Source organism: Ureibacillus sp. FSL K6-0786 (assembly GCF_037965165.1).
GTDB lineage: Bacteria > Bacillota > Bacilli > Bacillales_A > Planococcaceae > Ureibacillus > Ureibacillus thermosphaericus.
Genome location: NZ_CP150191.1, coordinates 1,405,356 through 1,418,017, shown reverse-complemented (window position 1 = coordinate 1,418,017; position 12,662 = coordinate 1,405,356). Strand labels below are relative to the sequence as shown.

9 protein-coding genes, 1 tRNA gene, 1 other RNA gene and 1 pseudogene are annotated in these 12,662 nt (G+C 35.7%); 6 read left to right on the top strand and 6 right to left on the bottom strand.

Going from position 1 to position 12,662, the window contains the following annotated elements:
- Positions 1-90: 90 nt before the first annotated feature.
- Positions 91-882, bottom strand: coding sequence for a hypothetical protein (locus NSQ18_RS06900; RefSeq protein ID WP_339289520.1), 792 nt, complete (start codon positions 880-882; stop codon positions 91-93).
- Positions 883-1,127: 245 nt separating this feature from the next.
- Complete coding sequence (locus tag NSQ18_RS06895) at positions 1,128-1,340, bottom strand: hypothetical protein (protein WP_339289518.1); 213 nt, start codon at positions 1,338-1,340, stop codon at positions 1,128-1,130.
- A 387-nt stretch (positions 1,341-1,727) separates the two neighbouring features.
- Here NSQ18_RS06895 and NSQ18_RS06890 point away from each other — a divergent pair, with 387 nt between their 5' ends.
- Together NSQ18_RS06890 and ltrA are read left to right on the top strand one after the other, a co-directional pair.
- A complete protein-coding gene (locus NSQ18_RS06890; protein WP_339289516.1) occupies positions 1,728-2,522 on the top strand; it encodes a carbon-nitrogen family hydrolase in 795 nt (264 codons plus the stop codon).
- A gap of 591 nt (positions 2,523-3,113) precedes the next feature.
- Positions 3,114-3,978: pseudogene (gene ltrA / locus NSQ18_RS06885) on the top strand (group II intron reverse transcriptase/maturase).
- A gap of 90 nt (positions 3,979-4,068) precedes the next feature.
- Here ltrA and gltP read toward each other — a convergent pair.
- The 4 genes from gltP to NSQ18_RS06865 form a co-directional block, all read right to left on the bottom strand.
- Positions 4,069-5,340: a glutamate/aspartate:proton symporter GltP gene (gene gltP, locus NSQ18_RS06880; protein ID WP_096549951.1), complete on the bottom strand. Its 1,272-nt coding sequence runs from the start codon at positions 5,338-5,340 to the stop codon at positions 4,069-4,071.
- Between the two features lie 91 nt (positions 5,341-5,431).
- A complete protein-coding gene (locus NSQ18_RS06875; protein WP_339289514.1) occupies positions 5,432-6,310 on the bottom strand; it encodes a response regulator in 879 nt (292 codons plus the stop codon).
- Positions 6,310-7,569 (bottom strand): ATP-binding protein, encoded by a 1,260-nt coding sequence (locus tag NSQ18_RS06870; RefSeq protein WP_339289512.1) that lies wholly within the window; start codon positions 7,567-7,569, stop codon positions 6,310-6,312. The genes NSQ18_RS06875 and NSQ18_RS06870 overlap by 1 nt, the downstream gene beginning before the upstream one ends.
- Positions 7,570-7,706: 137 nt before the next feature.
- Positions 7,707-7,799 (bottom strand) — tRNA-Ser (locus tag NSQ18_RS06865).
- 166 nt (positions 7,800-7,965) lie between these two features.
- Here NSQ18_RS06865 and ffs point away from each other — a divergent pair.
- The 4 genes from ffs to NSQ18_RS06845 all read left to right on the top strand — a co-directional run bounded on the left by ffs (position 7,966) and on the right by NSQ18_RS06845 (position 12,655).
- Positions 7,966-8,231: signal recognition particle sRNA large type (ffs, locus tag NSQ18_RS06860), an RNA gene on the top strand.
- 286 nt (positions 8,232-8,517) lie between these two features.
- Entirely contained in the window at positions 8,518-10,863 is a 2,346-nt protein-coding gene (locus NSQ18_RS06855; RefSeq protein ID WP_339289510.1) for a hypothetical protein, read from the top strand.
- On the top strand, positions 10,860-11,795 hold the full coding sequence (locus tag NSQ18_RS06850) for an ABC transporter ATP-binding protein (protein WP_016839572.1): 936 nt from the start codon (positions 10,860-10,862) through the stop codon (positions 11,793-11,795). Before NSQ18_RS06855 ends, NSQ18_RS06850 begins: the two co-directional genes overlap by 4 nt.
- Complete coding sequence (locus tag NSQ18_RS06845; protein WP_096549947.1) at positions 11,792-12,655, top strand: ABC transporter permease; 864 nt, start codon at positions 11,792-11,794, stop codon at positions 12,653-12,655. Before NSQ18_RS06850 ends, NSQ18_RS06845 begins: the two co-directional genes overlap by 4 nt.
- The last annotated feature ends 7 nt before the right edge of the window (positions 12,656-12,662 follow it).

The window sequence follows — 12,662 nt, the reverse complement described above, 5'->3', positions numbered from 1 at the left end:
ACCGTACGTACGGTGGTGTGAGAGGACGGGAGTTAATCGCTCCCTCCTACTCGATTATTGAATACTAATATTGGGTGAATAAACTAACAATTATAGTTTTCCTTGAACTGGAACTAAATATCCGTCAAGTTGTCCATTTCTTTTAACAGGATATAATACTCTTACATTTTGCTCTGAAACTACGAAACCATCATTATATTTTTTTAATACGCCTTGAGACTTTCTTACAAGTGGATCGAATCTCCAGTAGCCCCAGTATCCAGGCGGGATATCCATTTCTACTGTTTCACTGACAGAAGCTGATGAAACCCATGTATAACTTACAGAAGCAATCACAGCATTTTTCGCCTCAGTGCCTAACGACACATTAAATTCATGTGAATATGAAGTTGAATATGAAATTGCATGTCTTACTGTTGATGATGTTGGATTTTCTACTATTTTACTAGCTCGTTCACCATATATTCTAGTTTGTACATTAGAACTCTCGGTGTATCGGTAATAGACAACAGGGCCAGCTAATGGTGAAATACTTGTATCTGTTTTGTCAGTTAATTTTACAACACTTTCTTGAAATTCATTTTTAGTTGGATCTTCCTCTGCCATTTCTAAATATTCTTCGATAGGAACTTCTTTAATAATTTTACCTCCACTAACCTGATAAACTACTTCGGGAAGATAACCATTATCCCTTGTATCAAAATATGCACCTTTTTCTTTATCATATAATATATGCTCATACTTTGTTTTAACAAGCTGTGAGGTTGAATCTAAATCCTCTGCATGTACATTTTGTAACGAAATAAAATAAGAGATTGTAACTAAAACAAATGTTAGAATTAATGTCAATGTATATCTGGTTTTCATTCCAGCGGCTTCCATTATTGTATCCCCCTTTTGCTAAATAGATAGTTTAGAGTATTCAGAATATTATTTGCCGGCTAATATAAATCCAATATTAGTATTCATTATAAATATTAACCTTTTTTGGTAATATAATGAAATTTTTATCATATTTGATAATTTTCTTATCATATGTGTAAGCAATAATTTAATATAATGTTGAAGAATTTAGAAAGATTACAGAACATTATAAAAATGAAAAAAACCCCATACTGGGGCGTATATCAAATCTGCTTTTTTGAGTAAAAGAGAATAACCATAAAAATAATAAACTCTAAAGCTACCAAGAACCACAAAATCGGATTAACTTGTTCAATTGCCGTACCTCCAACACCACCGTTTGTAAATTTAGTTAACCAAACAAACTCTCCCCACATGATAATGACAATAAGTTGTGTAATGATACTAACTAAAAAGAAAATGTTTATTTTGTACATATGAGTGCCCCCTTAATCTTTTTATATTCCCTTTGTATTCTAAACATTGTATAACGAGTTAACATAAAATTTTCTTTTTTTTCATAATTAGGGATATCCTTTTCATAAGTGTATAGGTAAATCTTGTTTTAAGATTTATTACATCGAGCCCTCCCTCAATCGACTTATGTACTTATTGAACAAGGAAGTAAAAAATTGCGTAGGGAGGTTTTTATATTTTATGGGGAGGTTCCATGTATATTCTCTTTCTAATGGATTAGTCGAAAAAAACAATTTCTTGATTGAATATGTAAAATCTGTCATTCTGTAATTTAAAGAAGTGACTATTTTTAATGACAAGTAGATAGCTGAAATATTATTTTTTGAAAAATAACAGGGGGATTCGAGATGAAAATTGGTTGCATTCAAATGAATGTCGGGTTTGGGAAAGTGGAGGAAAACTACGAGCGGGCGGAACAGTTGATTCGGGAAGCGGCAAGTAAGGGTGCTGACATTGTGGTATTGCCTGAAATGTGGAATACAGGATATGCTCTTGAAAAATTAGAGGAGTTAGCAGATGAAAATGGCAACCGCACAAAAGCTTTTCTTCAACACCTTGCCAGTGAGCTAGGAATACATATTATCGGTGGTTCTGTAGCGACAAAAGAAAATGGCAAATTTTATAACACGATGTATGTCGTGAATCGAGATGGGGAATTATTGAGTGAATATTGCAAAGTTCATTTATTTAGATTAATGGATGAAGAAAAATATCTAGAAGCTGGCGAATCCATGAACCGCTTTGATTTGGGAGATCTTCCGGCAGCGGCTGTGATTTGCTATGATATCCGTTTCCCTGAATGGCTTCGCGCCCATGCATTAGCGGGAGCAAAAGTGTTGTTCGTTTCTGCTCAATGGCCGACACCAAGAATTGATCATTGGAAGACACTTTTGCAAGCCCGTGCCATTGAAAATCAATGTTTTGTTGTGGCAGTAAATCGAATTTCCCGCAAACCGGAAAACTTTAATGGACAGTCAATGGTGATTGAACCTTGGGGTGAAGTGTTATGGACTGGTGCAGAAGATGAGGAGTTGGCGATAATTGACGTAGATTTCTCAAAAGTGGATGAAGTCCGCACACGAATTCCGGTATATGACGACCGCCGTCCAGAATTATATGGGAAAGTAGTAGAGCAAAAGTAAAGGAAAGTGAGCCGAGCAATGTAGGAAATTGCTCGGTTTTTTAGTGCGCCTGGCATGGGTGTAATCTATAGGGTGTAAGTCCCGAACTGTGAAGGCAGAAGTAACAGTTAGCTTAACGCAAGGGTGTCCGTGGTGACGCGGAATCTGAAGGAAGCGAGCGGCAAACTTCCGGTCTGAGGAACACGAACTTCATATAAGGCTAGGTATCATTGGATGAGTTTGCTAAACAAAACAAAGTCCTTTCTGCCAAAGGTGGTACAGAGTAAATGAAGCAGATAGATGGAAGGAAAGATTACATTCTTACCCGGGGAGGTCTGGCGGATAGGTGAAGTACGCTTCATAACCTACTTAGTGATAAGTAGCTGAACCGTCAGAAGTCAGCAGAGGTCATAGTATTAGTTGGTTTAGAACTACTAAGAAGGACCGAACAATTAAGAGAGAATAGCCCTTGGCATTCAGTGAGTCATGATGAACACAGAAAACGTAGTACCTCACTTGAGGAAGGAAGCGGTGAATCCCGTGGGGGACCTCTTGGAGGGTGGAGTGACCACTGGCATAAAGAGAACAGCTATTCACGGAAGGAGAATAACGATGCTTTTGAATCAAATCCTGTCACGGGAGAACATGCTTCAAGCACTAAAACGTGTAGAACAGAATAAAGGAAGCCACGGAGTAGATATGATGCCCGTACAAAACCTACGACAGCACATAGTCGAAAACTGGCTATCTATTAAGGAGGCAATTCTCAAGGGAACTTATGAACCAATGCCAGTCCGCAGAGTCGAAATCCCGAAACCTGACGGCGGTGTTCGTTTACTAGGAATCCCTACCGTAACAGACCGTTTGATTCAACAAGCAATCGCCCAAGTACTTTCAAAAGTGTATGACCCTACATTCTCTGAAAACAGCTACGGATTTAGACCAAACCGAAGTGCCCATGATGCGGTGAGGAAAGCGAAAGAATATATAAGAGATGGACATCGATGGGTTGTAGATATGGACTTGGAGAAATTCTTTGATAAGGTCAACCATGACAGATTAATGGGTACACTCGCGAAGAGAATCCAAGATAAACCATTACTGAAATTGATTCGTAAGTATTTACAATCGGGAGTCATGATTAATGGTGTGGTGTCAAGCACATTAGAAGGAACTCCACAAGGAGGACCATTAAGTCCGCTACTATCTAACATTGTACTAGATGAACTAGATAAAGAATTGGAAAGAAGAGGACACAAATTCGTTCGATATGCGGATGACTGTAACATTTACGTGAAAAGTAAACGAGCAGGACTTCGCACAATGGCAAGCGTATGAATGGGGAAATACTCGGAAGAGTTATTGGCGTATTTCAAATAGTCCAATATTACACAGAACCCTTGGTAACTCCTATTGGAGAAACCAAGGGCTGAAAAGTCTTGAAGCTCGTTATGAAAACTTGCGTCAATTATCTTAATTGAACCGCCGTATACGGAACCGTACGTACGGTGGTGTGAGAGGACGGGAGTTAATCGCTCCCTCCTACTCGATTAATCAAATCAAAAATTTATTTCGCTAACTCTGCAAGATATTCTTCCTTTTTATTTTCATCAAATCGACCTTCCCATTTCGACATAACGATCGCTGCTAAAGAGTTACCAACTACGTTTACAGCAGTACGAGCCATGTCTAGAATACGGTCGATACCAGCGATAAATGCTAAACCTTCTAATGGAATACCTACAGAACCTAAAGTTGCAAGTAATACAACGAATGATACTCCAGGTACCCCTGCAATACCTTTAGAAGTAACCATTAGTACTAGTACTAATGTAACCTGTTGAGCAATTGTTAAATCAATGCCGTATAACTGAGCGATGAAAATAGCAGCAATTGCTTGGTATAAAGTTGAACCATCTAAGTTAAATGAATAACCTGTAGGGATAACAAAGGATGTAATATCTCTTGGACATCCAAACTTCTCCATTTTTTGCATGATGCGTGGTAATACCGTTTCAGAACTAGATGTGGAGTACGCTAAAATAAGCTCGTCCTTTAAAATTTTAATTACTTGGAAAATATTTATATTTACAATTTTCGCTGTAATTCCTAAAACAACGATTACGAAGAAAATCATCGCACCATAAACTGTAATGACTAATTTACCAAGTGGAATCAATGATTCTAATCCAAATTTTGAAACGGTTACAGCCATTAAACCGAATACCCCAAATGGAGCAAATTTCATTACTAAGTTTGTTACCCAGAACATGGCATCTGCTACACCTTGCGCAATGTCAAGGACTGGTTTTCCACGATCACCTATCGCTGCAACTCCTAAACCGAACAATACGGAGAAGAAGATAACGGATAACATGTCGGCTTCTGCCATTGCTTTCACGACGTTTGTTGGTACAATGCCAACAATCGTATCAATGAAACCACCATCATGTTCTACTTGTTCAGTTGTTTCAACATAGGATGAAATATCCGTTTGTTCCAACTGATTCATATCAATACCTTCACCAGGTTTAAACACGTTTGTAATGAGTAAACCAATAATGATGGCAATCGTTGTAATAATCTCAAAATATATTATCGTCTTACCACCAAGGCGACCAAGTTGTTTTAAATCGCCTGTACCAGCTACACCTACAATCAACGTTGAAATGATGATTGGTACAACAATCATTTTAATTAAGTTTAAAAAGATGGTGCCAAGTGGTTTCAAATATGTTTCGACAGCTGGATTTTCATAAAATACAGCCCCTACAACTATCCCCAATACTAACGCAATTAAAATCTGTGCTGCTAAACTGAGTTTGAATTTCTTTTTCAAAATATTCCCCCCTGTTTAAATAAAAAAAATAACCAAACATAATATTAAAAAGTTTCTTACATAATCCGACAAAATCCGATAAAAAATTTTTTCAATTTGCCTTATTTACAATATCTGCAAATAACACTTGGATGAACTTTTTTATGTTAATTTTTACTTTTTTTTCTTCGTTATTTCTAATTTGATTCATTAATTTTCTAATTTCTGTAAATTCAAAATAGCGGGGGGCGTAATATTCAAACTCTGAGTTTGTATAATCTACTAAACCTAAGTTTGCAAGGTTAATCATAGCAGCTAATATCGTTCGACGAATACGCTGTTCAATTGATTTACTTTCTTTTATGATTTCATCAGGAGTGGTTTTTGTCAGACCAGCAACTCGCTCATACAACTCTTTTAATGGTGGAAGAGGTGTATTTTTTTGTTTATCTGCCATCAATAATTCTATGATTTTTGTAATATCTTCACTCCCTACCTCTCCAATAATCCCCATATCATTTAAGATGCTTAAAACATGATCACGTGTTGACTTTTTGGAATGATGGATGCTAGGTGTCTCGAAATTTGAAAGAGATTGTCGTATTGCGGAAATGGAGCTTTTTAATCGATATTGTTCCTCGGTTTTTCTTAATACCATTTCTACTTCTACCTTATTAATTGGCTTATGGATAAAAAATTCAATTCCTTTTTCGTAAGCTTGAGCGACCATCTCTTTATTAATGACTTGAGAAATCATAATAAATTTTCCATCGTAAAGATTTTCCCGAAGTTGTTCTATCGTTGCTAATCCGTCTAATATAGGCATCAATAAATCAATGATAACGAAATCTGGCTGCATTACTAATATTTGAGTAATCGCTTCTTGTCCATTGGAGGCTTCCCCAATTACTGTTCCGAGTTGGCTGTCTTCAATAATTTGGGTGAGCATTGCACGGCTTGCACGATCGTCATCAACTATAAAATACCTCATTATGATTCTCCTTTTTGCAGTATAGTTAATGGTAGTTTGATTGAAAAAGTTGTCGTTTCATTGCTTATTACATCAATCGAACCATTTAGTTTGTGAACGATAGCTTGTACATGGGATAAGCCGATTCCAGTCGAAGGGACGCCTTCACTGTTGAATTTTGTAGTATATCCCGGGTCGAATATAACAGGGATTAAATTTTTTGGAATGCCAATACCTGTATCTTCTACTGTAATAGTTGTGAAGTCCTTAGATGTGTTTATCGAAATATGGATTGTACCTTCCTCTTCAATTGCTTCTACAGCATTTGCAACTAGATTATTCATTAGCGCAAGTAAAGGAAGATGTTGTTTTGTATAAAAATCTTGATTATAAGAAACTTTGAATTGAATTTTTTTATTTAGCATTTCACTATATTTTTCATTCGCTTCCTTTACATATTGAAGTAAATTGGAGATGAAATAAGCATCTAATTGTTCCATTTTTAAGATTTTTGATAAGCCTGCATAAATTCTTTGTTCATCTTTTTTGACTTCATGAATTTCTTGAGCAATTGAAAGCGCTTTAATACTTAGCAATGGATCTATCTTTTTTAATTGTTCATATAAACTATAACTATTAGCGGTAATATGTTCGATTTCGTTCATGGATTTTTTTAAATATAATGCTTCTACGTAAAGGGTTGAGATAAAGTTTAATAATTGTTGCATTTGTCTTTTTTGTTCTTTTACAGTGATAGAACTATAAATACCGATGACGAAGAAGCTACGGATGATGGCAACTAAAAGTAGTAATGTGACATCTTTTAATGTTACAGAAATGTCTGTAATAAATAATGTGGTTGTTAGCTGTTCAACGTAATTACTTACAAATTCAACGATGGTTACCAAACTTCCTAATAAGAAAGGTTTCGATTTATTTTTTTCAAGTTTAATAATGCTTAGACCAATAGCAAATAAGATATAAAAAAGACCTGCCGGAATGTGAAAAAATAATGAAACCGAAAATGTACTTATTGATAATAGTTCATCCAATAATGCACGAAAAAGGACTACAACAATTCCTGTTATGCATCCAGTATGAATCAGCGGTAAGGGTCGAATCAATACTGCTAATAAAAATATTACGGTTCCTAAACCGATTCGGAAAGGTGCACCTTCAAAAGGAATAACTTTCACTTCACTTGCAATAGATGTTAAAATTGCCACAATGAATATCAACAAATAATCATACCGATAGTTCATTGATTTTGTTTGTTCCATAATAACTCCTTAATAAAGTAATTCTTCCATTTATTCTAATCTAAAATAGAAGGAAAATAAAAAAGAAGTATTTCGATAAAATAAAAAACCACTACTGAATTTCAGTAGCGGTTGAAATTTCAAATGTATGTTATGTATGGCGGAGGAAGAGGGATTCGAACCCCCGCGCGGTTTGACCCGCCTGTCGGTTTTCAAGACCGATCCCTTCAGCCAGACTTGGGTATTCCTCCGTTTGGACAAGCAATAATATAACATGAAATTTTCAATAAGTCAATAAAAAACAATGATATAAAAAGCACAAAATTAGGAGGTTTATGGAATAGTGTGCTACAAGTAGAAGAATACCCAGAACAAAACATTGCAATTATCATTGTATATGAGGTATACTAATTTATGCCGTGCTAGGTGGGGAGGTAGCGGTGCCCTGTAACTCGCAATCCGCTCTAGCGAGACTGAAGTCCTTTTTGAGGCTGTATGCATGTAGGGTTTGCCTCTTGCACGTAGCGTTGAAGGTTGGGTCCCGCGCAATGGGTAGCCATGAACCATGTCAGGTCCGGAAGGAAGCAGCATTAAGTGGTTTCACCCATGTGCCGTGGGGTAGCCTGACCCGAGCTGGCGACAAGAGTAGCACCTATGTGCTGCAGTCGAGGAAAGGTGCACGGCTTTATAATTGAAAAATTTGCCGTGTCGGCTATTTTATATAGTTAAATATTATATCGAACAATTTTGGAAAGGCTGTAGATATCTTAAACAATGAGATATCTACAGCCTTTTTTAATGTCAATGAATCGATCTGTATTCCACCAGATGCGAACAGTTTCTTAATAAAAACTTAAGAATTTGTTATTTTTTTCAATTACTCGGAACTATATGTTAAAAAAAACGTACTAATCAACAAAAGATGTGAAAAGGAGATGTCGCTGGGTGCAAAGAAATATATTCATTCTAATGATGGTAGTCTTTATTACTTTCTTTGTTCAAATTGATACAACACGTGCTGCACCACAATTGGAAGTGAAAGCAGAAGTAGGTGTAGATAACAAAATTAAATTGTATACACCTTTACCAATAAAATTAACAATCACAAATAATGGGAGTCCCTTTTCAGGGGATTTAGTCATCGATGCCGCAGTTACTTTTTCAGCCGGTTCTGCTCAAGTTTATGCACTAGATCTGGCAGAAGGTGAAACAAAAACAATTACTCTTTATTTGGACGGTTTATCAGACGATTATTATTATCGCTCACAAAACGAAAGCCTTTTTTCCTTTTATGATGGTGGTATTGAAAAAGGAAAATTAATTGATTATTCAGGCGATAAAAATATTCGTTTTCGATCTTATTACGACGGAGATTATTCATTTATTTTTACTTATACGGAAAATAGTGATCGTTTAGCGGCATTATTACGTTTGAGTCAATATGTTCCAAATAATATTGAAATTTTCCATTTAAATCAAATCCCTAATTATGATTTTCCTATAGATTTCAAAGGATTTGCCATGGCAGATATATTCGTTGTGGATGAAATGAATATTGCCGATTTATCAGAAGAGAAGCAACAGGCAATTTATGAGTGGGTAGAAAACGGTGGAATTCTGCTAGTTGGAGCATCTGAACAAGTGGAGCGTTCCATGGGGATATTTGGTGAATATCTTCCATTAAATTTGTCCTCTGAGAAAGTTATCGTCACGAAAGAAGTATTAGAAACATTATCTAAAGGCGGCATTTTTACGGAAGATATTGAAGTATTCCGTGCAACTGAAAAAGAAGGTAGCAAAAGAATCCTCGCTGATGGAAATACAATACTTGCCTCATCCATTGACTTAGGGAAAGGAAAAATTATTCAAACGACTTTTTCGTTAGGAGATCAGCCGCTCTCAACGATGGATGGTTATGGAAAGTTAATAAACGAAATTTTGCAGCTTCAATCGAATAGCAATCAATGGAACAGAGGGAATTTTTTAGATCAGTTGCCATATGAGGTTGGAAATTCTAATGAGTTATTCCCTTCATTCCAAGTAAAAACGCCACTCATTATTATTACGATCATACTTTACATGTTCATTGTAGGACCTATTTTATATCTCGTATTAAAAAAGCTCGACAAAAGGGAACATGCATGGTGGCTTATCCCTGTTCTATCAATTGTATTAACATTGTCAATGTTCATTGTTGGCGCAAAAGATCGCATTATGCAAGCTCAAATCAATCAGTCAGCCTTTTATAAAGTGAATGGAAAAAACTTATCAGGCTATTATGTAGAGTCTATTTTAACGAATCGAGGCGGAGATTTTGTATTTACTGTAGATGAAAATACGTCTGCCTTTGCGAAAAGAAACTATGGAATGAATACTTTCGGTATCTTACATGAAAAATCCTATGTTAAACATCATGGGAATGGAACGACCATTCACTTACGAAATTTGAATTATTGGTCTGTGCAATCAATTATTGGTGAAACTAACATACCAAATGCAGGGAACTTTGATATCGATTTAACTGTGAAAGATTCAAAAATTGAGGGAACGGTAAAAAATAATTTCCCATTTGCTGTGAAGGATGTTGCTATTTGGTCTGGTGCACGAGAGATTCTATTAGGAGATATTAAACCAAATGAGACAGTAAAGGTTTCTGAATCCTTAAACAGCTCAATTCTTTTAAAACCAATTGTTTATGGTAATTATTTAGGAACGCCAAAAACGGCTGAAGAATTGATTCCAAAAAGGATCATGCAACTGAAATATCAGGCTTTAAATTTAATGGATGAAAATCAGCCGGTAGTTATTGGTTGGGCAGAAGAAGCGATCGTCGGTATTCAATTAGATGGTAGGGCAGAAGTAAACCCTATCGCTGTTATTCTTCAAACATTTGAACCAAATATGGATCTTGAAGGGGAATTTACAGTGAATGATAGCATGATGGAAACAAATATATATCCTGTCAATGCTGGATATATGGAAATGTATAATGAACAAAATAATGAATGGCAATTAGACCCTGGTGAGTATGAATATATAGCTGTCATTCCAGAAGAATTATTTGATGAAAAATTGCAATTGACAAAAATAAAAATATCGAATCACGAAAATAAAAACCTAACAATTTCCCTTTGGAATTATAAGACAAATCGTTTTGAAGAAATTCAAGAGAAAGAAATGTTATTACAGGAAAATCTCGAACAATATATTTCAGAGTATCATGAAATAAAGATGTTATTACAGGTTAAAAACAATATTGAAATGTCGCCAATTAAATTACCGACTGTAGAGATTCAGGGGGTGGCTAATAAATGATTGAAATTCAAAATCTCACAAAAAAATTTGGTTCTTTTACAGCCCTTGACCAGTTGACTATGACTGTTGGGGAAGGTGTAGTTTTTGGTTTTGTTGGTGCAAACGGGGCTGGTAAATCTACAACTTTTTCTATTCTTGCCACCCTCCTCTCCCCATCATCAGGCGATGCTTTTATTAATGGGAAAAGCGTTGTAAAAGAGCCAAAAGAAGTGCGGAAATTAATTGGCTATATGCCAGACTTTTTTGGAGTTTATGACCAATTAAAAACAGATGAATATTTAGATTTTTATGGTGCGTGTTATGGACTTTCAGAAAAACAAAGGAAAGTGCTGATTCCACAATTGTTAGAGCTCGTCAATTTAACGGATAAACGTTATGAATATGTAGATTTGTTATCCCGGGGAATGAAGCAGCGCCTATGTTTAGCTCGTTCGCTCATCCATGATCCGAAAGTGTTAATTTTAGATGAACCAGCATCTGGTTTAGATCCGCGAGCAAGGGTAGAAATGCGAGAAATCATTAAGCAGTTAAAACAGATGGGGAAAACGATTTTAATTTCATCCCATATACTTCCTGAACTTGCGGAAATGTGTGATGAAATTGGTGTTATTGATCGAGGGAAATTAATTGCCCATGGAAATGTTGATTCCATACAGTCCAAATTACAGGGAGATAAGAATATTACGATAAAAGTTTTACATGAAATTGAAAAAACGGTGAAGTTTTTAGAGGAAGATCCATTTGTTTCATCAATTGAAGTGCTAGAAGGAAATGAAGCAATAACGTTTATTTATAAAGGGACGAAGGAAGAACAAATGAAATTATTGCAAAGAGCAATTGTTGCGGGACTTCCGGTTTATTCTTTCATGGAAGATGAAAAAGATTTGGAAGATGTTTATATGGCGATTACGAAGGGAGCGGATTCAAAATGAAAGGACTATTATCCAATCCTGTATTGATGAAAGAATTAAAATTGCGTTTCCGCGCCTTTAAAAGCTTTTCAGGCTTAATGTTTTATTTAGCGGTATTAATCATATTTGTTTCAGGCTTCTTACTAATATTTACGCAATTTTCTACCTCTGGATTTTTCGTACCTAGCAATAGTTTTACGATGTTTTCTGTACTTTCTGTATTGCAAATGGCCCTTGTTATGTTTATTACACCAGGGCTTACTGCTGGGGCAATTAGCACAGAGCGGGAGAAACAAACTTTAAATATTTTACTGACGACAACCCAATCCTCTTCGCAAATAATTATTGGAAAGCTATTATCCTCTGTAGCATTTCTTATTTTAATGTTAATAGCTGGGCTGCCGCTTTATAGCATTGTGTTTTTATTTGGAGGAGTGTCACCAGGACAATTTTTTACAATGTTTTTCTTTTATTTAGTTACATTAATTGCGATTGGTAGTATTGGCATCATGTTCTCAACGATTACAAAAAGAACGATTATTTCGATGATTGCAACTTACGGAGCGATGATATTTTTAGGAGGTATTACTGCTTTCTTCTTCTTTGTAGGTTTTTCTTTAGAACAAATGATGATGTCGCAACAACAAAATACTCAAGGTTTAACGACATTCTTACCAATATCGTATTTTTGGGCAAGTATTAACCCAGGCGTACTTATTCTTACTTTGCTTATCCCTGATACGAAAACAGCTTTAATAGATACAGTTGGAATTAGTTTTCCAAATTGGATTGTTTATTTAATCTTTTATGTATTTATCACCATTGTTTGTTTAACCATTGCCATTCGAAAATTGCGAGCAAATATGAAAACAAATCGTTAGGAGTGAG